We start from the raw sequence: 25014 nt of genomic DNA, 5'->3' as shown, positions 1-25014 counted from the left end.
TTTATAAGAGTTTTAGATTGCAATTGATGATAAAGAGTATTGAAATTTGCTTTGATGGTTATATTCAAAATATAAATTTTAAATATTTTGAGAATAGGATTCATCTACCAGAGATGAATTTCTCAGATAGTTTTAGCTTAAAATTTAAATTTAAATATCCTATTTTAAGGCTTAGAAATCATGACTATACTTGGGTAAAACCTAATAAAAGTTATTTAGCTTCAGAGTTATGTCCAAAAATTTTACAGCTGTCTAATGGTCTTTACATACAAGCTAACACAGTAAAAGGTGCTTGGACAATTTCACCTGATAATACAACATTGCATTGGTTATTCAACCAACCTTATCAATATCCATATACACAGTATGAAAATAGTAATAATCAAAAAATAACCAAACATCACAAATATACAATCAACCTTTCAATTTTGAAGTTACTAGCTACTAAGCATCCATTAGAGTTCAGTCGTTCAAAGATTGGTTTTACTCCAGTTGTTTGTTTTACAGATCATTGTGATTTTGATACACGCGATAATTTAAAAACCATAAGGACTTTTTTCAAAAAGTACCATATTAAAACAACCAAAGGGATTTTTCTTAACCAATTCTCAAAACGAGAAACAAATGCTTCTTATGAAACAGATAGATGTGAATTAAAATCTTGGGAACAAGATGGACACGAATTAGCTTATCACTCACTTACACAGTCTATACGTGAAAAAACAAAAGCACTTAAAGAATTTGAAAATTTTACACCACTACAAAATGCAAAGACTTGGATAGATCATGGTTATCAGCCGTACAATTTTACGCTATCTCAAAAAAACAAAACAATAGAAGCTTTTATGAAAACTGCTAGGACAAAAAAAATAAGTTTTTTTTGGACCTATATTGATAATGCTAGTGCGCAAAAAGGCATCCTTAACCAGTTAGATGCCAATAGTTTTAGTTTAAATCAGCTACTAAAAGCAACCCAACATTTTGGTTTTGTACATCGATGGTCTTTAAGGATTAAAGGTGTATTATTCTATTATTATGAATCTAAAAAAGCTGTGCTTGTTTATAAAATGATAGCTTCATCATACAAATCATTTAAACAGCGCATGAATGTTAAAAATCTATTTCTTTTTTTGAAGCAAATTGTACGTTTATCATCTTTAGTTATTACACCTTTACTGTCATTAAAGTATAAGAATAAGATATTTCCATTATCTATGTATAAACCAATAGTATTTCCATTTATTAATAATACCTTTCTTTTTCAAACTGTTGAAATCAATGACTTTAAAAATGGATTAAGTAATTCTAATCAAAATCAACTCCTTAAAGATAAAGGTTTTGTAATATTACACACTTATTTCTCAGTAAAATTAAATTATCATAAGGGACGTTTATTAATTGATGATCACACAGTAAATCCAGCAGTTGAACATAATTTCAAGATTTTAAGTCATCACATTAAATCATCAAAATTATGGAACCCAACTTTAACGGAATTAATAGAATACATGCGACCCCTTTTTAATTCAGAACTAACTTTAGATGCTTCTAACAAAGTAGTGTTTAAAGAAAAAAATTATCTATTAACAAGATACATAAAATGAATATATTTCATACAAAAGACAAAAAATGGTTTAAAAAATGGGATGAATTCAATCAGTCTCAACTTCTTGGAAATCATCTGCAAGACCCGACCTGGCTTTCTTCATATAAAGCCTACGGGTTTGACCTTGATCTAGTATTATGTATATCTGATGACAAAGAGATTTTAGGGGGCTATCTTGCCGTAATAGCCAGAAAAAGTATATTTAAATTTTATATTATACCACAAGGGCCAATAGTTAGTAAAGAAGTAGAAACTGACGTTTTTAAAAAGATATTAAATTTTGCGATTAAAAGGTCTAAAGTCCTAAAAAGTACAGCTTTACAAGTATCTATTCCATTTTCAAATCACCCAAAAATTAAAGACTTTACATTTCAGACTGACTTAAAAAATAAGGTTCCTTATAAATTTAAATTAGGTAAAATTTTTAAATATGTTTATGCAGGTTATGGGATGAATTGGGTTGATCTTGAAAAATTTAATGATTTCGAAGAGTATCTCTTAACTTTAAAAGCTCAGGTTAGGCGGAATATTAGATTATCTTATAGAAAAAATAGCTACACCAATACCTTTGGTAAAAATAATGACTTTAGGTTATCAGATATTTATAAGTTAATAGAATTAAATGCTAGTGAAAATAATTACTCAGTAAAGTCTTATTCGAGTTTAAAAAAACCCTTCAATTTTTTATTAAGAAAAGATAAGCTTATTTGTAACTATACTGTTTTAAATGATAAAATAGTAAGTACAGGTTTTACTATTGATACAAATAACTACCAAGTTTATTTATTTGGAGGTACTATGCGTTTAAAACCTGATACAAAAGCAGGATATTCTATACATTCAGAAAACATAAAATTATCAATTTCTAAAGGTTATAAAGGTTACAATATTTCAATGGGTGGTTCAAAAGGTGTAAAAGATTTTAAAAGCAAATTTGGAGCTGAAGAAATTTATTTTGTAGAGCCTGATTATCATATTATACACAATAATTTACTTTATATTAGTTTTAAAGTGGCAGATCGTTTTCTAAAAAAATATAAAACTAAGGTTTCAAAATGGATCAGCTAAAAAATATTTTTAAAAAAAATATTAGAATTATTCTATTTAATACATTAGGCAGAATAGGTTATAGAATTAAAAAGAAAAAAAATATTGTAATTCTAACATCCAGCAGGAGTGGTAGTACTTGGTTTGTAGAATCAATCTTATTATCTCTTCGTGCTAAACATATAAATCAACCTTATGATTGTTTCTTTAACAATAATGTTTATAAAAATAAACTTCCGATAAATAATGATAACTTTCACTTTATAAACTTAAGTAATAGTGAAAATAAAAAATTAAATGCTTATTGGAGTAAATTAGTTAATGGCAACATAAATATAAATTCTACATGGAATGTGTTTTCAAAAGAATTTAAATTTTTATATGAACGAAAAATTTTTAAAATATTCTTTTTAAAGGAAAAAATTGATTTTTTTACTGAACAAAAGGATATCATTATTTTTTATTTGATTAGGAACCCTTTGGATACTTCATTGAGTAACATTAATTATAATTATGGAATTTCTGGAGATAGTTTGATAAAGTATAAAGCTGTTGAAAAATATCCTAAAGAATTTAAAAAATTGAAAACAATATACTTAGAAACAGACAATATACTAATGAAATATATTATAGGCTGGGCTTTTGAAAATTATAAACCTTACACTTATGCAAAATCTAATAATCAAATTTTAATGTTGAGATATGAAGATTTGAAAGATAGAAATAAATATATATTAAAAAGATTAAAAGCTGAACTTGGTGAAAAATTCACTTTAAAAAAAACTAAATCAAAAACATTTAATAATCAAAAACCGCAAAATAATAATGGTATTTCACGAAGCCTGATTTTAAATGAAAATTATAACTTTTTAAAATCAACAATAAAAAAATATTTTGACTATAATATTTAACTATCAAAATGCATATACTTTTTAAAACTCAAGAATATCCAAAAAAAGGCTTTCCTCATGGTGGCGTTGGTACATTTATAAAATCCTTAGCTGAATACTTAGTTAGGAACAACCATAAAGTGAGCATAGTTGGCATTAATATTTATGAACATAAAGAAGAAACTAAAACCATAAATGGGGTTGATATTTATCGGTTAAAACCATCCCAAGCTAAAGGCTTTTCTTGGTTTTACAATAGTCGTAACTTTGACAAGTTAATAAAAAAAATACATCAAAACCAACCCATAGATGTAGTTGAAGCAACCGAATTAGGCCTAGCATTTATAAAAAAAATAAAAGGAATAAAGTATTTAATACGAATGAATGGCGGTCATCATTTCTTTGCAGAGTCTGAAAATAGAGATGTAGAAACTTGGAAAGCTTATCAAGAAAAGCGTAGTTTCCAAAAAGCTGACCATATCATAGGTGTAAGTAAATATGTGCTGAATCATACGGCTAAATTTTTAGATTTTGAATCTAAACGTGGAGAAGTAATTTTTAATCCCGCTAACTTAGACATGTTTTACAAAGCGGATTTATCTAAAGAGATAAAAGGCCGCATCTTTTTTGCAGGTTCAATATGTGAAAAGAAAGGCATAAGGCAACTCGTTAAAGCCATGCCCCAAATCAAACAAGCTATACCAGAAGCCTATCTCGTTATAGCAGGTCGTGATACAAAAATTCGAGGCACACAAGATTCATATCTAGATTACTTAAAAACTGAAATACCAGATGAAGTTAAAAAGGATATTCATTTTTTAGGTCCTATAGAAAATACACAAATACCCAAAGAAATAGAAAAAGCGGAAGTTTGTGCCTATCCATCGCACATGGAAGCCATGCCCTTAGCCTGGATAGAAGTATTGAGCATGGGCAAAGCCTTTGTAGCTAGCAATTTAGGTCCGGGGCCAGAAGCGGTAAAACATGGTGAAACAGGACTATTGTGTAATCCTTTAGATATTGGTGATTTAGCCAAACAAGTCATCTATATGCTGCAAAACAGAAAAGAAGCTCATCAAATGGGACAGAATGCTATTCAAGATGTTAAAAAACGCTTTAGTTTAGAGGTGCTAATGAATCAGAATGTTGAGATGTATAATAACCTAATAAAAATAAAATGAATATCATAATAAATGGTCCAGGTCGATCCGGTACAACTTTGCTGAGTCAATTATTCAGCTATCATCAAGATTTTACTTGGATATCAGGTTGGTTAAATAGATATCCAAATTTAACGATGTTAGCTTATTTTAATTTTTTGTATAGATCAAATTTATTTGGAATTGATATTTCTGATTTACCTAAAACACCAAAACCAGCTTAGGCTTATAATTTTTGGAACTATTATATTAAAGAGTTTAGTGATAAACATAATCCAACATCATCAGAAATAGATAAGCTTAATTTTGTGATCAATCTCATCAAAACAAGAAGTAATAAATCTCATTTTATCACAAAAGTGACGGGCGATTTAAGAAAAAATGTTTTCGATAATATATTTGATCAATTTGAAATATTATGGATCGAAAGAGACCCTAGGGTTGTTGTAAGTTCCTACATAAAACAACAATGGTTTTATAAAGACAAGCCTCTGGAATATAAAAAGTTGTCCAAAAAGGATAAAATCGAGTTTTATTCAAGTTACTATATGAGAGTTTTTAATAATTCAAAATCAGTAAAGAGAAAACTAGTCTTTTATGAAGATTTGTGCGATAATCCAGAAAAATTCATGAGAAACTTGCTTAAAGATTTTGGCCTTGATTTTTCAGAATATCATGCTTCTCAAGTAAAAAACAGACAAATTAGAAAAATAGGTTGGTCTCATTATAAAAGTAAATATACTAATGATGAAATTAAATTAATTAATAAACTCCTTCAAGAGCCTTTAACATATTATAAATATACTTAATGACCTTCCTGATCATCTCACATACCAATCATTATCAAGTCAACGATCACCTTTACGCCTACGCACCTTATGTCCGAGAAATGAATGTATGGTTGAAACATGTAGATCAAGTTAATATTGTTGCGCCTGTATCGAATAACTTTGATCAAAACATCAGTTTAGCTTATAAACACCCTAATATTTCTATCGAGGAAGTTCCGGCATTTTCATTAATTGGCTTGAAAGAAAAATTATCAACTTTAACTAAACTGCCTAAAATTTTAAGTACGCTTTACAAAGCCATGAAACAAGCCGATCATATTCATTTGCGGTGTCCAGGAAGCATGGGTTTATTGGGTTGTTTCGTTCAAATTTTATTTCCTAAAACCCCAAAAACGGCTAAATATGCTGGCAATTGGGATCCAAAAGCAAAGCAACCTTGGAGCTATAAACTTCAAAAATGGATTTTGAGCAATACTTTACTCACAAAAAAAATGCAGGTCTTAGTCTACGGTAACTGGCCAAATCAAACACAAAACATCAAAGCTTTTTTTACGGCTACTTATCAAGAAAGCGAGAAAGAACCTATCAAGATTAGAAATTATACCCAAACACTTCATTTTTGTTTTGTAGGCAGTTTAGCACCTGGCAAACAACCTTTAAAGGCCATTCAATTCGTGCAGGAATTGCAACAAAAAGGTAAAGATGCAATTTTACACATCTATGGGGATGGAACTGAACGAGAAGCTGTAAGCAATTACATCCAGCTTCATCAATTAACGGATACGGTATTGATTTATGGAAATCAACCCAAACAAAAAGTAAAAAAAGCCATACAACAGGCTCATTTTTTAATCTTACCTAGCAAATCAGAAGGCTGGCCAAAAGTAGTAGCGGAAGCCATGTTTTGGGGCTGTATTCCTATAGTTACTCCTATTTCCTGTGTACCTTGGATGCTAGATAATGGGAAACGTGGTATTTTGATGCAGGATACTAAACTAAATGAATCAGCAAGTAGTATTCAATCGCTAATCAATCAACCAAGTCAATTGGAACACATGGCCGAAAAAGCAGCCCAATGGTCAAGGCAATATACCTTAGATAAGTTTGAAAAAGAAGTAAAAAAACTATTGGCCACTTAATATTGTGCATTTTAAAACTAAAGTTCATATAAAGTTTGTCATAGTAAGTTACACAATAAACCTATTTCATTATATTTTATGAAATAATAGTTTAAAAGTAAGTAACAACTCTAATGAAATAGCAATTTATAATTGCGTAATCGCCTGCCCAATCTCTCGATGTATCGATAGTCATGGGAATTAATCCCGATAAACGTAGTGAATCGGTAAGACAACCAACAACTGAAAACCAACAACTAAAAAAATGCCCAAAAAGAATACAATCCGAGTGATCCAACTCATCGACTCGCTAGACGCGGGAGGAGGAGAGCGTATGGCTGTAAATCTTGCTAATACCTTAGCCGGAAAAGTCGCCTTTTCAGGTTTGGTGTGTACGCGAAAGGAAGGAGTTTTAAGAAGCTTATTAAATACAAAAACGGTATATTATTACAGTGACAAAAAAAGAATTTTTGACTTTGTAGCTTTAAGGAAAACATTGAATTTTATTAACAAGTATCAGGTTAACATAATTCATGCACATGGGAGTTCCTTTTTTTTCGCCTTTTTATTGAAATTAGTGGATTCTAGCCTAAAAATAGTCTGGCACGACCACCATGGAAATCGAATAAACGAAACAAAACATTTGAATAATAAAATACTAATACAAGTTTCAAAATATTTTTCGCATGTATTTTGTGTGAGTAATGATTTGGTTAAATGGTCAAAAACCAATTTAAAGATCAATTCGATTAGCCACATCAATAATTTTGTATCGGCAGATACTAATCAAAATATTTCAGGAACTTTTAAGTTAAATGAGCCATGTATAGTATGTGTTGCTAATCTAAGAAAACTCAAAAACCATTTTAATCTAATCAATGCGTTTAAAATTATTAAAAACAATGATGCTTATAAAAGCTGGAAGTTGGTTTTAGTTGGAGACAATAAAAATGATGAATATGCTCAATCGCTTAAGAAATTAATAAGTAATTCATCTTTAACTCAAGAAGTTTTAATCTTAGGTCAACGCTCAGACGTAAGCAATATTGTTAATCAATCTAAAATTGCTGTTTTGTCATCAGATGTTGAAGCACTACCCATGGCATTAATTGAATATGCTATGGCAAAAAAACCGGTAGTAGTTACTGATGTGGGACAGTGCGCTGAAGTGATAGGAAACTACGGTAAGTTAGTAGCCCCAAACGATGCTACAGCTTTAGCTGAAGCCATTCAGTTTTATATAGAAAATCCTATTGAAGCTGAAAAAGATGCACAAGCTTTACATGAAAAAGTAAATAATGAATTTAATCCAAATACAATAATAGAACAAGTAATTCAGGTATATAGTTCGGTAATTTAAAGTCAATAGTAGCTAAAAAGAGAAAAGATCAAAGATAACTATCAAGTTCACCTTGAGCTTAGTTCAAAGAGTCAATATATACAGGCAATAAGCTACAAAAAACAACTGAAAACAGATAACCGTAAACAGAAACCCAACACAATTCACTATTTACCCTGAGCATGTCGAAGGGTTCACAGTTCACAGTTCACGATTCACCTTGAACACGGTCTAAGAGCTAAAAGCTAAAAGCCACGAGCTATAAGGAAATCTGAAACTAGATAACCGTAAACAAAAACCCAACACGATTCAATATTTATCCTGAGCATGTCGAAGGGTTCACTAATCACAAAAAACAAAACAAATGTATTTAATCGCTGAAATAGGACAAGCCCATGATGGCAGTTTAGGAATGCTATACGCCTACGTTGATGCTGTAGCTAAAACTGGAGTAGATGCCATCAAATTTCAAACGCATATTGCCCATGCAGAAAGTAGCGAATTTGAACCTTTTCGGGTGAAATTTTCGAAACAAGATCTAACCAGGTATGAATATTGGGAGCGCATGTCGTTTACCCAAGAGCAATGGAATAAAATTGGTGAGTATACCAAATCAAAAGGTTTAGACTTTATTAGCAGTCCATTTTCTAATGCAGCAGTAGATGTATTGGAAGAAGCGGGGGTTGAAAAGTATAAAATAGGGAGTGGTGAAGTCACCAATTTTCTTTTGTTAGAAAAAGTAGCCCAAACTCAAAAATCCGTTATTATTTCGAGTGGTATGAGTTCTTATACTGAATTGGATGCGGCAGTGCAATTTCTTTTAGAACGGAAAGTAGATTTAAGCATTTTGCAATGTACCACCGCTTATCCAACACAACCTGAACAATATGGATTGAATGTAATTACAGAGCTTCATCAGCGTTATCCTGATCTAAAAATTGGATTCTCAGATCATTCTGGCACTACTGCTGCTGGAATTGCTGCCACGGCATTAGGAGCTGAAATCTTAGAATTTCACGTGGTTTTTCATAAACAAATGTTTGGTCCCGATGTAAATGCTTCTTTAACTTTAGAAGAAACATCAGCTTTAGTAAAAGCAACTCAAACAATTTGTACTGCCTTAAAAAATCCAATAGATAAAGCTAATCATTACGAATTTTCAAGCTTAAAAGCTATTTTTGAAAAATCTTTAGCGGTCAATAAATACTTGCCTAAAGGGCATATATTGCGTTTTGAAGATTTAGAAGCCAAAAAACCGAAAAATAAGGGTATTGATGCTTCAAATTATTTATCTGTAATCGGAAAGAAACTAAATAGAGATTTGGATGCCTGGAGTTTTTTAAATAAAACTGACCTAAATTAGTGGTTAAACTTTATAAAAAATGCTTAAAAAAAATCTAAAACAAAAACTAAAGAAACCCACACGTGTGATGTATCTTAATTTTGTTATTTTCCATGTATTGATTGGAATATTAATTTATTCTTTTAAATTTTTATCACTAATCTATTTACTTGGTATTTTAGCATATTACATTTTTAAAATAATAAAAAACCAAAAGGATAAATTTGTTCCCATAGAAGCTGCAGCTTATATCATGGCTGTAGAAGTTTTTTTACGGATGACTAATGGTATGGTGTTTTATGAGTCTGGAAAATACGCCGTTATATTATTTTTTTTATTGGGGATGTATTTTCATAGTTTTAAACTGAAAGGGCTTCCTATTTTAATTTATTTTTTGGCTTTAATTCCTTCCATTTACTTTACCTATCAGTCTATTCATTTAGAAGACAGCTTTCGTAAATTTGTATTGTTTAATTTAAGTGGTCCCTTTTCATTGGTTGTAACCACATTATATTGTTACGATTTAAAGATATCATTAAAACGCTTTTTAGGAATATTAAATATTATAGTACTTCCTGTAATTACTATGACTACCTACTTATTTTTATATACTCCAGACTTAAAAGCAGTTATTATAGGTTCCCAATCTAATTTTGCAGCATCTGGTGGTTTTGGTCCTAATCAAGTTTCAACCACTTTAGGTATAGGCATTTTTATTCTTTTAATCCGTTTAATTGTTCCTTATAGAAACCAATTAGTTCAACTAATTATGATGCTAATTTTAGCAGCCATATCCTATCGTGCATTAGCCACATTGTCTAGGGGAGGAGTTGTTGTTGCAATTCTAATGTTTGTTGTGTTTTTAGTTTTATATGCTTTTTATGCTCCAGCAAAATCGAAGTTAAAATTAGTTCCAAAATTAGGGCTGTTAGTTTTGGGTGCTATTTTAGTTTGGTCCTATACATTAGTACAGACTAATAATCAATTAGCAAACAGATATACCAATAAAAATGCGAGGGGTATACAAAAAGAAGATGCTTCAGCGGGCAGATTTGATCTTATTGAAACTGAATTTAATAATTTTAGTGAAAATCCTATTTTTGGAGTGGGTGTAGGTATTGGTAAGTATGCCCGACTAGAAAATGAAGAAGCGGCCGCATCGCACAACGAGTTAACACGAATGTTATCAGAACATGGTAGTTTTGGTCTGGTTGGTATTTTAGTATTATTGCTTATCCCTGCTTTTCGATTTTTAAAAAATCCTCAAAACTTATTCATGATTTCATTATTGATTTTTTGGGGGGCTACTATTAACCATTCTGCTATGCGAATTGCAGCTCCAGGATTCATGTATGGCTTTGCTATGTTAAACATTCAATATAGAAAGAAAAAGAAAAAAGTAGGAGTTGCTGCATCCAACAAATCATTTAAAAATGAAAACCTTACTTTATCTAGGCAATAAACTTGCTACAAAAGGAAACACTCCTACTTCTATTGAAACTTTAGGAAATTGGTTAGAAAATGAGTCTTTTAAAGTAATAAAGGCTTCATCTCTTCAAAATCAGTTATTAAGGTTAGTTGATATGTGGTGGTATATTCTACGTTTTAAATCAGAGATAAATTATATTTTAATTGATACCTATTCTACAACTGGTTTTTGGTTTTCTTACACATCTAGTGTTTTATCAAGGATATTTAAATTAAAATATATACCCATACTCAGAGGCGGTAACCTACCAGACCGTTTAAAAAACAATCCTAAGTTGTGTCAACATTTATTTGGCAAGGCTTACCTAAACATAGCCCCATCTCATTATTTATTGGAAGCTTTTCAAAAAGCAGGTTTTAAAAACCTAAAATTTATACCCAACACCATTGAAATTGAAAAATACCCTTTTCAACTTCGTAAAAAAGCTGAACCTAACTTATTGTATGTGCGTTCCTTTGCTCATATATACAATCCTCTATTAGCACTTAAAGTCTTAAAAGAAATAGTACAAACCTATCCCAAAGCCAACTTAAGTATGATCGGCCCATTTAAGGATGATTCCATAGACCAATGCAAAGCTTTTGCAAAAGCAAATAATTTACCAGTCACATTTACGGGCGGAATGCCAAAAGAAGATTGGCTAGCATATGCTAAAGACTTCGATATATTCATCAATACCACTAATGTAGACAATACCCCAGTAAGTGTTATAGAAGCCATGGCGCTAGGTTTACCTGTAGTGACTACGAATGTAGGTGGAATACCTTATTTGCTAAAGGAAGATGAAGCTTTATTAGTTCCACCAAATAATGTAATGGCTATGACTAATGCAATAACAGAATTACTTGAATCTCCAGCTAAAGTTGAAGAACTTTCTATCAAAGGTCGCAAAAAAGTAGAAGCATTCGATTGGCAAACTGTAAAGCATCAATGGCTAGAAATTCTTCAATAAAAACCACAATCTTAAATCATATTTAATAAAGGTAAGCCTTCTTAAAGCCTATCATTTATCATTCTGTATAATTTTCAAACAAATTTATACGGAATCTCATGATAATACATTTGTTTTAAAACAATACAAAAAAAAATTACCAACTACGAACTACCAACTAATAACTACCAACTATCTAGCCTTAGCAGCTTATAGCGAAAATCTTTTAATTCAAAGCCTTTTGCGTCTTTGCGCTTTTGCGTGAAAATTTTCAACTCAAAGTCTTGTTTGTCTTTGTGAGATAACCCAAGACCTTAGCGAACTTTCCGTGAACCATATAAGAAACGCTCTAGGAAGAAAAAAAAATCACTAAAATCTTTGCAGATGAGATTTCAATTTTTAATACACTACCTAAATAGGAAAAGAACGAAAACTCACCATAAATTCAATACAATATAAGTCATTAACTCTATGGCAATACTTAGGACATACTAGGGATGTATTTAGGGGATACTTAGGGAGTATTAGGGCTTAATATAAACAATGCAATAAATCACCAATCCAAAATCACCAATCCAAAATCATCAATCCAAAATCATCAACCCCAAATCATCAAATTTCCAAACCACTCCATCTTCAAATCATCAAATTAACACATTTTCAAATTAACCTAATGTCCATGTCCTAGAAAATAGGCTACTGCAATTCCAATTAAAATCACGATAAATTTAGAAGCATTAAATCGATGATTTTTAGAAGATTCAAATAAAATAGTGGTAGAGATGTGTAAGAAAATTCCAATTACAATGGCATCGATGTAAACGGCATAGTCCTTTAAAAAATCGGTGTATTCTCCAATATAACTTCCCAGTGGAGTCATTAATCCAAACAAGACTAAAAACCCTGTAATTTTAAAAGTCGATAAGTTCGCTTTAAACAAAAAACTACTAATAATTATTGCAACGGGAATTTTATGTACCACCACAGCTAAGAGTAAAGATGAGGTATGACTTATTGGAAAACCTTCAAACAAAGCATGTACACATAAACTGATAAACAACACCCAAGGAAAGTGATTTTCCATTTTTTCCTGATGTAAATGTCCATGCTCAGCTCCACCTGAGAGAAATTCGAGCACTAGCTGCAAGATAATTCCCGCCATTATAAATATTCCCACCGAAATTTCTGTATTTCTATATACATGGGGAATAAATTCCAACACCGTAATCGACAATAAAAAAGAACCACTAAAGGCCAACAAAAGATTGATGGTATTAGCCTGGTATTTTATGAAGTAAGCAATACCAAAACCAGCAAATACAGCAAGAATAGGAAGTAATATATTCATAGTATTAAACGGAAATTATTTTATATACACCCAGCAAAGTAGCTTCACTTTAAATTGATGTAGGCTTATAAAAGTGCAAAATTAATGTATTTTTGAAGTTTAAAACAGATTTATTGATGGGAAATAATTTTAAAATGCTTGCGCGCACACAATTTGGATTAGAAGATGTGCTAGAAAAAGAACTGCAGATGCTTGGTGCAATGCACATTAAAAAAGGAAACCGATCGGTTCAATTTGTAGGAGATTTAGGTTTTTTATACAAAGCAAACCTTAACTTAAGCACGGCGATTAATATTTTAAAGCCCATCAAACAATTTAAAATTGAAAGTGTAGACGATTTATATCATCAAGTTTATGATTTGGCTTGGGAAAAAATTATCGGCGAAAATCAAAGCATTGTAATTCATTCGTCGGTTTTTTCAGATTTATTTAATCATACGCAATTTGCAGTATTTAAAACCAAAGACGCTATTGTAGACCGGATGCGGAATAAAACAGGAAATCGGCCGGATGTAGATACAAAAACCGCCGATATTCATATTCATATTCACATCGATCGAAAATTCTGTTCGCTTTCGCTGGATTCTTCGGGCGATCCTTTATTTAAACGAGGTTATAAAACCGACACCAATATTGCACCTATCAATGAAGTCCTGGCAGCTGGTATGTTAAAACTTTCGGGTTGGGATGGAAAAACCAATTTTATGGACCCCATGTGTGGAAGTGGAACTTTGTTGATTGAAGCGGCTATGATGGCCTGTAACATTCCACCTAACATCAACCGGAAAAAATTTGCTTTTATGCAATGGAAAGATTGGGACCAAGATTTATACAACACCATTGTTGATTCGGTGATGAAAAAAGTACGCGATTTTCCTTTTAAAATTATGGGTTACGACAAAGCTCCTTCTGCAGTAATGAAAGCGATTGAGAATGTGGCAAATGCCAATTTAGATGAATTTATTGATATTGAAATTAAAGATTTTTTTAATTCTAAAAAAGAAGTTCAAGGTCCTTTACACATGGTTTCAAACCCACCTTATGGCGAACGTTTAGAAATAAACATCCCTGAATTTTATGGAAAAGTAGGCGACACCCTAAAACAACATTATCCGGGAACCCAAGCTTGGATGATAGTCGGAAATCTTGAAGCCATTAAAAATGTAGGATTAAAACCCTCTCGAAAAATCAAATTGTATAACGGTCCTATTGAAGCACGTCTGGTAAAATATGATATCTACGAAGGAAGCAGGCGATAATTTACTGTGCAATTACCAAATCTCTCATATCAAATTGTCTCATTAGATTATTGCTACACTGCTACCTTGTATAGGTATTTCATTTTTCAAATTACCAAATCTTTAAATTATTACATTCCCAAATTATTACAATTCATCTAAGAAAATCAACATTTCGGTACATTCTTTAATTAGATTAGCTTATTGCGAATGATATTTACATAAAATTAATATTATGCAAAAAAGAATTTTCACGTATTTATTTATTACTATAGGCATTGCTTTGGTAATCCATTTAATCAATTTTTCTTCTACGGGGTTTGATTACAGCTTTTTGTGGAGTTGGAAACCAATTCTAATCAATTATTTATACGCAGCAATTATTGGGATAGCCAACATTATCTTCTTTAAAATAATCAATACCGAAGATGCTTGGAAAAAGCAACCAAAGCAAATGATTTTTAAAGGTGTAATTGGCTCAGTATTGATTTCAACTTTATCCTTTTTTTTGGCTAGAGTTGTACATATTGTATGGATTGAAAATTATTATTTTACTCAATTTTTAGAAATTGAACACATTAGTAACTACATTTTTTCAATGTTAATTGCTTTTATTATAACGCTAATTTTTCATTTGTTTTATTTTTACAAGGAATTAAAGGATTCAAAAATTAAAGAACAATCAAGTATTGCTGCTGTTCAAAAAGCTCAATTACAAGCCGTAAAAGACCAATTAGACCCGCATTTTTTGTTCAATAGTTTAAATGTTCTAACTTCATTAATTGAAGAAAATCCTACCAATGCACAAAATTTTACCACAGGACTTTCAAAAATTTACCGTTATGTTTTAGAACAAAAAGAAAAAGGTCGAGTTGCCTTGCAAGAAGAATTAAACTTTGCCAAGCGCTATGTAGATTTATTGAAAATGCGTTTTGAAGACAGCGTACAAATGCAAATTGATAGCTTTGAGACTCAAAATTTATATTTAATTCCGTTATCGCTTCAATTGGTGTTAGAAAATGCAGTGAAGCATAACACAATCAGCAAGCAGAAACCACTTAAGATTCGTATTCTAAAAAATGACACCCATTTAATTATAGAAAATTCACTTCAACCTAAAACGCAATTATCTACAAGAAATGGAGTTGGTTTACAAAATATAAAATACCGTTACCAATTGGTTAGTAATCAACAGCTTCACATCGAACAAAATCAGCATACATTCAAAATTTATTTACCTTTATTATTTAAATAAATATATGAAACCAATAAATTGTGTAATTATTGAAGATGAACAAGCTGCAGCTAGAAGGTTAGAACGCTTGTTGAAGCATGAAGATTTAAATTGCTTAGCAAAGTTAGCTTCAGTTGAAGAAGCAGTAGATTGGTTTGCAAATCATCAGTATCCAGAACTTTTGTTTTTAGATATTCAATTAGGTGATGGTTTATCTTTTGAAATTTTTGAAAAAGTGAAAGTAAATGCTTCTGTAATTTTTACAACTGCTTTCGATGACTATGCTTTAAGAGCATTTAAACTTAATAGCATAGATTATTTATTAAAACCTATAGATCAATTTGAATTGCATACGGCTGTAGAAAAATTTAAAAATCAACAGCTTAATAAGCAAGTTAATTTGCAACAATTACAAGCATTTTTACAAAATCAAATTCAGCAAAATCAATATAAAGATCGTTTTTCGGTATGGGTAGGAAAACATTTAAAAAGTTATACTGTACAAGAAATAGAGCTCTTTTACAGTCAAAATAAAGCTACTTATTTACGCAACACAGATGCGCGTTCGTATTTAATTGATGCAGCTTTAGACCAATTGGAGATTGAGTTGAATCCTAAACAGTTTTTTAGAATTAGTCGAAAACATATTGTAAAGCATTCAGCTATAAAAGAAATATTGAGTTATTCTAATTCTAGATTAGTTTTGAAATTGCACAGGGATTTAGATGAATTACTCATTGTAAGTAGAGAACGTGTAAAAGATTTTAAGGCTTGGTTAGGCTAGTCAAAATTTAAGTTTATGAGACAAACAAAAGCCACTAAAATGATGCATTAGTGGCTTGTTTTATTTTAAATTATAAGTTGAAAACTAAGATTTAATTCAAAAAAAAATTAATTTATTTTAAGCTAACCAATTCCACATCAAACAACAAAATGGAATTAGCTGGAATAACACCACCAACTGCGCGATCGCCATAGCCCAATTCTGCGGGAATAACTAATCTAGCCTTGCTACCCACATTTAAAAGTTGAATAGCTTCATCCCAACCCGCAATAACTTGTCCTATACCTAAAGGAAATTCGATAGGTTGTTTTCTGGAATAGGAAGAATCGAAAACTTTTCCGTCGGGCAAGCTTCCTTTGTAATGTACTTTTACAATATTTCCTTTTTTTGCACGAATTCCGTCTCCTTCATGAATAATTTGGTAGCGCAAACCAGATTCAGTCTGTTTAAAACCAGCACTTAGTTTTTCAAGTTCAGCTTCTTTTTCTTGTTTAGCTTTAGCTTCTCTTTCTTTTTTTGCCTGAGTAAATTTTTTAAATTCTTGTACTGCATCAAAAGCTTCAGCTTCTTTTCCTACTTTTTCTATTTCAAGCTTTTCAATTACATCGCCTTGTGCAATGGCATTTACCACATCTTGTCCTTCTGTTACAAAGCCAAAAACACTGTGTTTGTTATTTAACCAAGGTGTTTCATTATGGGTAATAAAAAACTGACTTCCGTTGGTGCCTGGACCCGCATTTGCCATAGATAGCACGCCTGGTCGGTTGTGTTTTAAATCAGGATGAAATTCATCTTCAAATTGATAGCCTGGGTTTCCTGTTCCATTGCCTTTAGGATCGCCACCCTGTATCATAAAATCAGGAATAACTCTATGAAAAATCAATCCGTCATAATAGGCTTCACCAAGTGCTTTAGCCTTATTTTTAATCTTTCCTTCGGCTAAACCAATAAAATTACCAACTGTTCCCGGTGTTTTTTCATAGGTAAGTTGAATACTGATTTTTCCTTTTGTAGTATGAAAATGGGCGTAAATTCCGTCTTGCATTGTTTTTGTTTTTCGCACAAAAATAAAGCTAAAATTGAATTGTGCAAGCTTATGAACTGCTTATACAAGCTTTGTTTTGAATTTTAAATGTGGATTTAAGCTAGCCTGTTGTTAGTTTAAGTTCTGCATATCGACTAACTTCTTGTAAGTGCCATTTTTTGCAATTAAATCCTGATGATTGCCTTGTTCTACAATTTCTCCCTGATGTAAAACAATAATTTCATCTGCATTTTGAATGGTTGAAAGTCGATGCGCAATAACCACCGAAGTTCGGTTTTTCATCATGTTTTCTAAGGCTTCTTGAACCAAGCGTTCACTTTCGGTATCGAGTGCAGAAGTGGCTTCATCTAAAATCATAATCGGTGGATTTTTAAGCACTGCTCTAGCAATCGAAATTCGTTGTTTTTGTCCACCACTTAGTTTGTTTCCACTGTCTCCAATATTCGTTTCTAAACCTTTGGGTAATTGCATTACAAAATCGTAGGCATTGGCTATTTTTAAAGCATCTATCAACTCTTCATCGCTTGCATTTTCTTTTCCAAGCTTTAAGTTTTCTCGAATGCTATCGTTAAATAAAATCGAATCTTGAGTAACCAAACCCATTAAGCCGCGTAAGCTTTGTAGTTTCATTTGTTTTATAGGAAGTTCATCGATTTTAATTTCGCCTTCATTAACTTCATAAAAACGCGTAAGCAAGTTAGCAATGGTAGATTTTCCACTTCCAGATTGACCTACTAAAGCAAGCGTTTTACCTTTCGGAATTTTCACAGAAAAATTCTTCAACACATAATCATCTTCATACTTAAAGTTGATGTTGTTGATTTCGATAGTTGAATTGAATTTATTTTTTTCAATCGCATGGGGTAAATCTTCAATTTCGTTTTTGGTTTCTAAGATTTCTAAAATACGTTCGGCCGCTGCGTTTCCTTTTTTAACGCTATACGAAGCTTTAGAAATGGCTTTTGCTGGTGTTAAAATTTGATAGGAAAGTCCCATATATGCAATAAACATACTGGCTTCGAGTGTTCCATCGATTAAAACCATCCGGCCACCATACCATAACAAAATGGCAATTACACCAATGCCTAAGAATTCACTAGTAGGTGAAGCCAAATTTTGACGATTCAACAATTTGTTTGAAAAATTGTAAAATTCTTGTGTAGAAGATTTGAATTTTCTGTTGAAAATACCTTCTGCATTAAAGCCTTTAATAATTTTTAGTCCTCCTAATGTTTCTTCCAAAATAGACAAAAACATGCCTTGTTCTTTTTGAACACGATCGGATTTCTTTTTTAAAGATTTTCCAATTCTAGATATAATAAATCCAGAGACAGGAATAAAAATAAACACAAATATGGTTAGCTCCCAACTAATGTAAACCATTGCACCAATGGTAAATAAAATAGTAAGCGGTTCTCGAACAACCAACTCTAAAATAGATAAAAATGAATGTTGCACTTCTAGTACATCGCTGGTAATACGAGCAATGGTGTCGCCTTTTCGTTTTTCTGAATAATGGGAAAGTGGCAACTCTACCGTTTTCTTGTACATGGCATTTCGCACATCTTTTAGCACACCATTTCTAAGAAAAGTTATAAAATACATGGCTAAATAATTAAATATGTTTTTCATTAAAAACATACTGATGACAAGTCCTACCATATAAATCAAGACATCATCTACGCCCTGTTCTGCTTTTTGTGTAACAAAATAATTAAGTGAATCTTCGATATAGGTTTTAGATTGATCGAATCCTTGCCAAGTAGGTTGCACATTTACTGGTTCATCTTCTCCAAATAAAACTTTTAGCAAAGGAAAAAGAGACAGCATGGATAGCGTGCTGAACAATGCAAAAAATACATTAGAAACAATGTTTAAAATTGCATAGGATTTGTAAGGCTTCGCAAAACGAAGAATTTTCTTAAAATAGTTCATGTATTCTATTTTCTGAAGCTTTTAAACTCCCATTTCTTCTAAAATATGATTAATCTTTTTTTCTGCTTCTACTTTTTTAGCACTAAACTCTTCAACTGTTTGTAATGTGGTATTTACACTTATATAGAATTTAATTTTAGGCTCTGTACCACTTGGCCTTGCTGCTACCTTGGTTCCTTTTTCAGTATAATAAATTAAAACATTAGACTTTGGAATGTTAATGGAGTAAGATTTATTTTCTTGAAAATTAGTAGCTTCAGAAGTAGCATAATCTTCAACTAAAACCACTTTTTCACCATTGATTTCCGATAATGGATTCTTCCGTAAATCAATCATTTTTTGTTTGATTTCTTCTGCGCCATCTAGGCCTTTTTTCACCAAAGCAACTAAATGTTCTTGGTAATAGCCATGTTCAACATAAAGTTCTTTTAACTTACTGATTAAAGTTTTTCCTTTAGCTTTTAATTCAGCTGCCATCTCGCAAGCTAATACTATGGAAGTGTTGGCATCTTTATCTCTAACAAAATCACCTACCATATAACCAAAGCTCTCTTCGCCACCGCCAATAAAATTGAGTTCTGGATGGTCTTTTATTAATTTAGCAATCCATTTAAAACCAGTAAGCCCTTCTTTATATGTTACGCCGTAACTTTCGGTTAAAATCTTCATCATTGGGGTAGAAACAATTGTAGATGCAACAAACTCTTTTCCTGTTAGTTGTTCTTTTTGTTTCCATTTTTCCAATAAAAACCAGGTCATAAGTACCATGGTTTGATTACCATTAAGCAACTCGATTTCGTTGTTTTCATTTCGTACAGCAATCCCTAATCGGTCGCCATCTGGGTCTGTACCTATTACAATATCACTTCCCTTTTGTTTGGCCAGTTCTATAGCCATACTCAAGGCCTGAGGTTCTTCAGGATTTGGCGATTTTACAGTTGGAAAATTCCCATCGGGCTCAGCTTGTTCTTCAACGATATGCACTTGCGTAAATCCGGCTTTTTCTAAGATAGGCGGTACTAATTTAATGGATGTTCCATGGAGTGAAGTAAAGCAAATGTTTAGGTTTTCGCGATCTTTTGCAGGAACATTAAATGTTCCATTGGCAACGGATTCTTCCATATAAACCTGGTCTGCTTCTTGGTCTATTAACTGAATTAAGTCTTCTTTTCCTTTAAATTGAATTTCATCAAATTGAAGGGCTTCAATTTCAGCAATAATCTCTTCATCTTGTGGTGGAACTAATTGACCGCCATCTTCCCAATATACTTTGTAACCATTGTACTCGGGTGGGTTATGGCTTGCAGTTAGAACAATTCCGCATTGGCAACCAAATTTTTTAACCGTGTAGGATAGGAGTGGGGTTGGTCTTAACTCTGAGAATAAAAGTACTTTTATGCCGTTGGCTGCAAAAACATTGGCTACAACTCTAGCCAAGATATCGCTGTTTTTTCGGCAATCGTAGGCGATAGCTACTTTAATTTCCTTTTTGTCTGGAAAAGACTTCTTTAAGTAATTTGATATGCCTTGCGTGTTTTTTCCTAGGGTATATTTATTAATTCTATTGGTGCCAACACCCATTATACCGCGCATTCCACCTGTGCCAAATGCTAAATTCTGATAAAAACTTTCTTCTAAATTTTTAGGATCATGATCAATTAAATTTTGCGTGTCTTTTTGGGTTTGTTCATCAAAAAAACTAGAAAGCCAATAATTTGCTTTTTTAAGAATATCTTCCATTATAAATGACTTTTAATATTGTTAGTTGATTTTATTTTATAATTTTTTCCTGTGTTAGTATTCAAAAGTATAAGTTCTCCTAGAAATCCAGCTATAAAAAGCAACAATCCCATTAACATTGCACTTAGTGCGATATAAAACCATGGGTTATTAGTCACTAAAATGGCAGGCTCCTGATGGTATAATTTGTAAAGTTTACTACCACCAATCCAAGCTGCGCTTAAAAATCCAATACTAAACATAACTACACCCCAAGCACCAAAAAAATGCATGGGTCTTTTGCCAAATTTACTTAAAAACCAGATGTTGATTAAATCTAAAAATCCATTGATAAATCGTTCGGAGCCAAATTTGGTATCTCCGTATTTTCTTGCTTGATGTTGCACTATTTTTTCGCTAATTTTAGTAAAACCTTCGTTTTTAGCAAGCACAGGAATATAGCGATGCATCTCTCCAGTTACTTTAATGTGCTTAACTACTTCTTTTTGATAAGCTTTTAGCCCACAATTAAAATCGTGTAGTTGTAAACCTGAAGTTTTTCGTGCAACCGCATTAAAGAGTTTAGAAGGTAAATTTTTAGCAAAAAAAGAATCATAACGAACTTTTTTCCAACCCGATATTAAATGATATCCTTCATTTTTTATTAGGTTATAAAGTTCAGGAATTTCTTCAGGATTGTCTTGCAGGTCTGCATCCATGGTGATTACAACTTCGCCTTGGACAGCTTCAAAACCCGCATGTAAAGCTTGTGATTTTCCATAGTTTTTTAAAAACCGAATTCCTTTTACAAACTCATTTTTTTTGCATAAATCGCTAATTATTGTCCAAGAATTGTCTGTGCTACCATCGTCTATAAAAATAATTTCGTAACTAAAATTAGATTCAATTAAAACGGAAGAAATCCACTCATGCAATTCTTGGATAGATTCTGCTTCATTGAGCAAAGGAATAACGATTGAAAGTTGAATTGGTTTCATTTATTGCCTTTTTCCACGACCTATTAAACCAATAATTAAGCTAAATATAAAAGTTTTAATTAATTGACCAATTAGTGCAATTGTTGCAAGCATAAATGGCGATGCAAATACATAAGCTGTTTTTGTAGCCATCTCAATTTCTTCGTCTGTTTTTATCTGACCATTATCTTTTAGTTTTTGCAATTCCTTCGGAATTTCTTCGTGTGCTTTTTCTAAAAACTCAGTGTTGATAAAACTATAATTTAAATACATGTAAATAGCGTAACCTAATCCACCAATAACGCCAATAGCTAATCCTATTTTAAGTGCTTGTGAAAGTTCCATACTGCCATCTCCGTTATTTCTGTAATCGTTGGTAGCTTGCCAAACTATTAAAAAGCTAAGCACAAGTCCGCCAATGCTGAGCGCAATGTGATTTTTTAAAGCAAAACTCTCTTCGATAACAAGTATTAAAATATAGAGCAAGGCATAAAATCCACCGTATTTAAAGCCTAATTGCTTAAATTGTTCTTTATTTTCCATAATTTAGAATAATCTACAAATATAGTAATTTCAAAATTTTGAAAACACGGCTTGTATTAAAATTATATGGATAAGACTTACTGTTTGTTGTGAATATTTTTTTTTCTAATCGGTTCGCGCTTAACATAAGTGGCGACTTAAAATGCGTTCCCGAAGCTTAGGGATTTCGGTTTAAAATTAAGTTTCTAAAAGTACACTAAACTCTCGTTTCAAAAACAAATCTCGTCAACTGCCTGACCAGCAAAGGCAGGTTTTTGTTATACGCTGTTAGCCTTTGTTATTTTTTCATGAGTTGATAGTTGTTCACTAGAACAGAAGCTGAAATTTGAAGTACTCGCTCCAATTCTCTAATCATTTCAACTGTCAGTTTCTTTTTCCGATTTAATATCTCGGATATTCGACTTTTACCACCAATTACACCCACTAAATCTTTTTGACGCATATTCAATTCTTCCATTCGGATTTTTATAGCTTCAATCGGATCAGGTGATTCAATGGTATAATGTTCGTTTTCATAGTTTTTAATCATCAACAAGAGAATTTCGGCTTCATCGCCTTCTTTTGTAGCAGTCGGAGCATTAAAAATTATTTCCAAACGTCCAAGTGCGTTAATTTAGAACTCGAAGCACATTTTTTTATAATAAAGGGTAATCTTATTTTTGAAAACGATGGTTTAGTAAAGCTTACATTAATTTAAGTATGCTTTTTCAGAAGAAATAAAATTCAAACAAATTTTAATGATCTTTTTTACTTAAATAATTTTTGAGATGTTGAGCCTATTATGCCAATTTGAAGCTTTTTTTAAATTTAAAAAATTGGGTTTTTTTATCCCTTTTTATAAACGAATATTTATTAGTTAAAGCTTAAAATTAAGTGATTAAAATTTTTTTGAATTTATTGTTTAGTATGTATGTTTTATTTACATTTGCAAACTGAAATTTGAAAGATAAACGCAATGAGAAAAAATATACATCCTGAGAACTATAGAATGGTTGCATTTAAAGATATGTCTAACGAAGATGTATTTTTAACAAAATCTACTGTAGAGACTAAAGAAACAATTGAAGTAGAAGGTGTTGAATACCCACTAATGAAACTTGAAATTTCTAGAACTTCTCATCCATTTTACACAGGTAAGACTAAGCTTGTAGATTCTGCTGGTAGAATTGATAAATTCAAAAACAAATACAAAAAATTCAAAAAGTAATTTTTTGGTTCATATAATTAAAATCCGCTTCAATTGAAGCGGATTTTTTTGTTTTATAAATTTAAATCTCACTGAGGACTTCATCTACAGGTTCTGTTCCATTAATAAAGCTAAAACTTTTGTTGTTACAAATTTTTTGGTTTAAACATTTAACTAAAATATAAGCAACATCTTCTCTAGACACACTGCCATTAGCGACTCCTTTAATTTTTTTAATTTTATGTTTTGCTTCATACTTGGTTAGCGTCCCCGGTTGTAATATACTATAATCAATACGCTGATTTTTTAAATAATCATCAGCTTCTTTTTTTGCTTTTAGATAAACTTCTAAGCCTTTCACTTTATCTGAATGTTCTGTACCCATACTACTCAACATGACAAACTTTTTAAGTTGATATTCTACTGCATAATCTATGGCTTTTTTAGCACCATTTTGATCTACAGCAATAGTTTTTTTATCGCTAGTTGAACCACCAGAACCCGCTGCAAAAATTACTTTATCAACTTCTTCAAAAGCTTTGTTAAAATCTTTTTCTAAATCACCTACATAAAATTCTATTGCTTTGCAGTCGAAGTTTTCTTTTTGTTCTTCACTTCTTATAAGTGCTTTAATGTGATACCTGTCGATATTACTTAATATTTTAACAATATGTTTACCTGTGGCACCGTTGGCACCGATAACTAAAATTTTTTCCATAAATTATTTTTTTGAATATAAGCATCACTTTCGTCAAAAAAGATTTTAAAATTTTAAAATATGATTAAAATATACTAATAAATGACTTATTTGATATAATCAAACCTATATTTGGAGTAAAACAATACTTATGGATTTAGAAAATATTGATATTTTACAAAGTATCTTACAAATAATCGTAGCAATAACTATTTTAAATGTCTGGCTTCTCCGTTTTAACAAGTCTACCCCATGGCGTGGTGGAAATGCATCGAGTATGAAAGAAGAATTTAAAACCTACGGTTTACCTGAAAATATGATGTATGTAGTAGGTGGTTTAAAAGTCTTGTTTGCTTTAGGTTTAATAATTGGAATTGCATATCCAACATTTATTAGTATTTCTTGTATCGGTATAATTGTATTAATGGCTGGCGCTATAGGAATGCATATTAAAGTAAAAGATGAAGCTAAAAAATCTCTTCCAGCATTTATCATGCTCATTCTTTCATTAGCTATTTTGGTTTTACAAAATTAAATTTCTACTGAAATAGAAAAATAATTTTGATATAATTAGACTTTTTCTTCAGCTTCTCGT

24 protein-coding genes are annotated in these 25014 nt (G+C 31.5%); 16 read left to right on the top strand and 8 right to left on the bottom strand.

Features of this window, described 5'->3' with window-relative positions; all coding sequences use genetic code 11:
* Positions 1–26: 26 nt before the first annotated feature.
* The 11 genes from IEV63_RS05155 to IEV63_RS05105 all read left to right on the top strand — a co-directional run bounded on the left by IEV63_RS05155 (position 27) and on the right by IEV63_RS05105 (position 11734).
* Positions 27–1604, top strand: coding sequence for a hypothetical protein (locus tag IEV63_RS05155; RefSeq protein ID WP_188405720.1), 1578 nt, complete (start codon positions 27–29; stop codon positions 1602–1604).
* Positions 1601–2674: a GNAT family N-acetyltransferase gene (locus IEV63_RS05150; protein WP_188405719.1), complete on the top strand. Its 1074-nt coding sequence runs from the start codon at positions 1601–1603 to the stop codon at positions 2672–2674. Before IEV63_RS05155 ends, IEV63_RS05150 begins: the two co-directional genes overlap by 4 nt.
* A complete protein-coding gene (locus IEV63_RS05145) occupies positions 2662–3564 on the top strand; it encodes a sulfotransferase domain-containing protein (RefSeq protein WP_188405718.1) in 903 nt (300 codons plus the stop codon). Before IEV63_RS05150 ends, IEV63_RS05145 begins: the two co-directional genes overlap by 13 nt.
* 8 nt (positions 3565–3572) lie before the next feature.
* The gene (locus IEV63_RS05140) at positions 3573–4724 is read left to right on the top strand and encodes a glycosyltransferase family 4 protein (RefSeq protein WP_188405717.1); all 1152 of its coding nucleotides are present in this window, start codon (positions 3573–3575) and stop codon (positions 4722–4724) included.
* Complete coding sequence (locus tag IEV63_RS05135) at positions 4721–4927, top strand: hypothetical protein (RefSeq protein WP_188405716.1); 207 nt, start codon at positions 4721–4723, stop codon at positions 4925–4927. The genes IEV63_RS05140 and IEV63_RS05135 overlap by 4 nt, the downstream gene beginning before the upstream one ends.
* An 84-nt stretch (positions 4928–5011) precedes the next feature.
* Positions 5012–5512 (top strand): sulfotransferase, encoded by a 501-nt coding sequence (locus tag IEV63_RS05130; protein ID WP_188405715.1) that lies wholly within the window; start codon positions 5012–5014, stop codon positions 5510–5512.
* Positions 5512–6633 carry a glycosyltransferase family 4 protein gene (locus tag IEV63_RS05125; RefSeq protein ID WP_188405714.1) on the top strand — a complete coding sequence of 374 codons (1122 nt, stop codon included), beginning with the start codon at positions 5512–5514 and terminating at the stop codon, positions 6631–6633. The genes IEV63_RS05130 and IEV63_RS05125 overlap by 1 nt, the downstream gene beginning before the upstream one ends.
* A 244-nt stretch (positions 6634–6877) precedes the next feature.
* Complete coding sequence (locus tag IEV63_RS05120) at positions 6878–7972, top strand: glycosyltransferase (protein ID WP_188405713.1); 1095 nt, start codon at positions 6878–6880, stop codon at positions 7970–7972.
* 343 nt (positions 7973–8315) lie between these two features.
* On the top strand, positions 8316–9314 hold the full coding sequence (locus IEV63_RS05115; RefSeq protein WP_188405712.1) for an N-acetylneuraminate synthase family protein: 999 nt from the start codon (positions 8316–8318) through the stop codon (positions 9312–9314).
* Between the two features lie 19 nt (positions 9315–9333).
* Positions 9334–10755 carry an O-antigen ligase family protein gene (locus tag IEV63_RS05110; RefSeq protein WP_188405711.1) on the top strand — a complete coding sequence of 474 codons (1422 nt, stop codon included), beginning with the start codon at positions 9334–9336 and terminating at the stop codon, positions 10753–10755.
* Positions 10727–11734: a glycosyltransferase family 4 protein gene (locus IEV63_RS05105; RefSeq protein WP_188405710.1), complete on the top strand. Its 1008-nt coding sequence runs from the start codon at positions 10727–10729 to the stop codon at positions 11732–11734. Before IEV63_RS05110 ends, IEV63_RS05105 begins: the two co-directional genes overlap by 29 nt.
* A 649-nt stretch (positions 11735–12383) precedes the next feature.
* On the opposite strand, the gene IEV63_RS05100 is transcribed toward IEV63_RS05105, so the two are convergent.
* Positions 12384–13061 (bottom strand): ZIP family metal transporter, encoded by a 678-nt coding sequence (locus tag IEV63_RS05100; RefSeq protein ID WP_188405709.1) that lies wholly within the window; start codon positions 13059–13061, stop codon positions 12384–12386.
* A 134-nt stretch (positions 13062–13195) separates the two neighbouring features.
* Between IEV63_RS05100 and IEV63_RS05095 the strand changes: the two genes are divergently transcribed.
* The 3 genes from IEV63_RS05095 to IEV63_RS05085 all read left to right on the top strand — a co-directional run bounded on the left by IEV63_RS05095 (position 13196) and on the right by IEV63_RS05085 (position 16317).
* Positions 13196–14320, top strand: coding sequence for a THUMP domain-containing class I SAM-dependent RNA methyltransferase (locus IEV63_RS05095; RefSeq protein ID WP_188405820.1), 1125 nt, complete (start codon positions 13196–13198; stop codon positions 14318–14320).
* Between the two features lie 214 nt (positions 14321–14534).
* Complete coding sequence (locus IEV63_RS05090) at positions 14535–15554, top strand: sensor histidine kinase (RefSeq protein ID WP_188405708.1); 1020 nt, start codon at positions 14535–14537, stop codon at positions 15552–15554.
* 4 nt (positions 15555–15558) lie between these two features.
* A complete protein-coding gene (locus tag IEV63_RS05085; protein ID WP_308419933.1) occupies positions 15559–16317 on the top strand; it encodes a LytR/AlgR family response regulator transcription factor in 759 nt (252 codons plus the stop codon).
* Between the two features lie 112 nt (positions 16318–16429).
* Here the strand turns inward: IEV63_RS05085 and IEV63_RS05080 are convergent, their stop codons facing one another.
* From IEV63_RS05080 to IEV63_RS05055, 6 genes are all read right to left on the bottom strand, one after another.
* Positions 16430–17362, bottom strand: coding sequence for a peptidylprolyl isomerase (locus tag IEV63_RS05080; protein WP_188405707.1), 933 nt, complete (start codon positions 17360–17362; stop codon positions 16430–16432).
* A gap of 111 nt (positions 17363–17473) precedes the next feature.
* Positions 17474–19297 (bottom strand): ABC transporter ATP-binding protein, encoded by a 1824-nt coding sequence (locus tag IEV63_RS05075; RefSeq protein ID WP_188405706.1) that lies wholly within the window; start codon positions 19295–19297, stop codon positions 17474–17476.
* Positions 19298–19318: 21 nt separating this feature from the next.
* Entirely contained in the window at positions 19319–21037 is a 1719-nt protein-coding gene (locus IEV63_RS05070) for a phospho-sugar mutase (RefSeq protein ID WP_188405705.1), read from the bottom strand.
* The gene (locus IEV63_RS05065) at positions 21037–22005 is read right to left on the bottom strand and encodes a glycosyltransferase family 2 protein (RefSeq protein ID WP_188405818.1); all 969 of its coding nucleotides are present in this window, start codon (positions 22003–22005) and stop codon (positions 21037–21039) included. The genes IEV63_RS05070 and IEV63_RS05065 overlap by 1 nt, the downstream gene beginning before the upstream one ends.
* A 9-nt stretch (positions 22006–22014) precedes the next feature.
* Positions 22015–22536 carry a DUF4199 domain-containing protein gene (locus tag IEV63_RS05060; RefSeq protein ID WP_188405704.1) on the bottom strand — a complete coding sequence of 174 codons (522 nt, stop codon included), beginning with the start codon at positions 22534–22536 and terminating at the stop codon, positions 22015–22017.
* A gap of 277 nt (positions 22537–22813) precedes the next feature.
* Positions 22814–23131, bottom strand: a complete 318-nt coding sequence (locus tag IEV63_RS05055; protein WP_373283717.1) for a helix-turn-helix domain-containing protein — start codon at positions 23129–23131, stop codon at positions 22814–22816.
* A 360-nt stretch (positions 23132–23491) separates the two neighbouring features.
* Here IEV63_RS05055 and IEV63_RS05050 point away from each other — a divergent pair, with 360 nt between their 5' ends.
* Positions 23492–23743 carry a type B 50S ribosomal protein L31 gene (locus tag IEV63_RS05050; protein ID WP_188405703.1) on the top strand — a complete coding sequence of 84 codons (252 nt, stop codon included), beginning with the start codon at positions 23492–23494 and terminating at the stop codon, positions 23741–23743.
* A 61-nt stretch (positions 23744–23804) separates the two neighbouring features.
* Here IEV63_RS05050 and IEV63_RS05045 read toward each other — a convergent pair whose 3' ends face one another.
* A complete protein-coding gene (locus IEV63_RS05045; RefSeq protein ID WP_188405702.1) occupies positions 23805–24440 on the bottom strand; it encodes an SDR family oxidoreductase in 636 nt (211 codons plus the stop codon).
* A 130-nt stretch (positions 24441–24570) separates the two neighbouring features.
* Here IEV63_RS05045 and IEV63_RS05040 point away from each other — a divergent pair, with 130 nt between their 5' ends.
* Positions 24571–24954, top strand: coding sequence for a DoxX family protein (locus IEV63_RS05040; RefSeq protein ID WP_229737184.1), 384 nt, complete (start codon positions 24571–24573; stop codon positions 24952–24954).
* Positions 24955–25014: the final 60 nt, after the last annotated feature.

It is taken from the genome of Psychroflexus salis (genome assembly GCF_014640175.1).
GTDB classification, from domain to species: Bacteria; Bacteroidota; Bacteroidia; order Flavobacteriales; family Flavobacteriaceae; genus Psychroflexus; species Psychroflexus salis.
Note: the sequence above shows the minus strand (reverse complement) of the source record. Positions and strands in the feature narration are given on the sequence as shown.

Bases quoted from the DNA above. Each gene is read 5' to 3' on its own strand.
- IEV63_RS05095 (WP_188405820.1), top strand. From the start codon at position 13,196: ATGCTTGCGCGCACACAATTTGGATTAGAAGATGTGCTAGAAAAAGAA.
- IEV63_RS05125 (WP_188405714.1), top strand. From the start codon at position 5,512: ATGACCTTCCTGATCATCTCACATACCAATCATTATCAAGTCAACGAT.
- IEV63_RS05120 (WP_188405713.1), top strand. From the start codon at position 6,878: ATGCCCAAAAAGAATACAATCCGAGTGATCCAACTCATCGACTCGCTA.
- IEV63_RS05080 (WP_188405707.1), bottom strand. From the start codon at position 17,362: ATGCAAGACGGAATTTACGCCCATTTTCATACTACAAAAGGAAAAATC.
- IEV63_RS05140 (WP_188405717.1), top strand. From the start codon at position 3,573: ATGCATATACTTTTTAAAACTCAAGAATATCCAAAAAAAGGCTTTCCT.
- IEV63_RS05045 (WP_188405702.1), bottom strand. From the start codon at position 24,440: ATGGAAAAAATTTTAGTTATCGGTGCCAACGGTGCCACAGGTAAACAT.
- IEV63_RS05155 (WP_188405720.1), top strand. From the start codon at position 27: ATGATAAAGAGTATTGAAATTTGCTTTGATGGTTATATTCAAAATATA.
- IEV63_RS05060 (WP_188405704.1), bottom strand. From the start codon at position 22,536: ATGGAAAATAAAGAACAATTTAAGCAATTAGGCTTTAAATACGGTGGA.
- IEV63_RS05135 (WP_188405716.1), top strand. From the start codon at position 4,721: ATGAATATCATAATAAATGGTCCAGGTCGATCCGGTACAACTTTGCTG.
- IEV63_RS05150 (WP_188405719.1), top strand. From the start codon at position 1,601: ATGAATATATTTCATACAAAAGACAAAAAATGGTTTAAAAAATGGGAT.
- IEV63_RS05115 (WP_188405712.1), top strand. From the start codon at position 8,316: ATGTATTTAATCGCTGAAATAGGACAAGCCCATGATGGCAGTTTAGGA.
- IEV63_RS05105 (WP_188405710.1), top strand. From the start codon at position 10,727: ATGAAAACCTTACTTTATCTAGGCAATAAACTTGCTACAAAAGGAAAC.
- IEV63_RS05100 (WP_188405709.1), bottom strand. From the start codon at position 13,061: ATGAATATATTACTTCCTATTCTTGCTGTATTTGCTGGTTTTGGTATT.
- IEV63_RS05040 (WP_229737184.1), top strand. From the start codon at position 24,571: ATGGATTTAGAAAATATTGATATTTTACAAAGTATCTTACAAATAATC.
- IEV63_RS05075 (WP_188405706.1), bottom strand. From the start codon at position 19,297: ATGAACTATTTTAAGAAAATTCTTCGTTTTGCGAAGCCTTACAAATCC.
- IEV63_RS05110 (WP_188405711.1), top strand. From the start codon at position 9,334: ATGCTTAAAAAAAATCTAAAACAAAAACTAAAGAAACCCACACGTGTG.
- IEV63_RS05090 (WP_188405708.1), top strand. From the start codon at position 14,535: ATGCAAAAAAGAATTTTCACGTATTTATTTATTACTATAGGCATTGCT.
- IEV63_RS05145 (WP_188405718.1), top strand. From the start codon at position 2,662: ATGGATCAGCTAAAAAATATTTTTAAAAAAAATATTAGAATTATTCTA.
- IEV63_RS05050 (WP_188405703.1), top strand. From the start codon at position 23,492: ATGAGAAAAAATATACATCCTGAGAACTATAGAATGGTTGCATTTAAA.
- IEV63_RS05085 (WP_308419933.1), top strand. From the start codon at position 15,559: ATGAAACCAATAAATTGTGTAATTATTGAAGATGAACAAGCTGCAGCT.
- IEV63_RS05070 (WP_188405705.1), bottom strand. From the start codon at position 21,037: ATGGAAGATATTCTTAAAAAAGCAAATTATTGGCTTTCTAGTTTTTTT.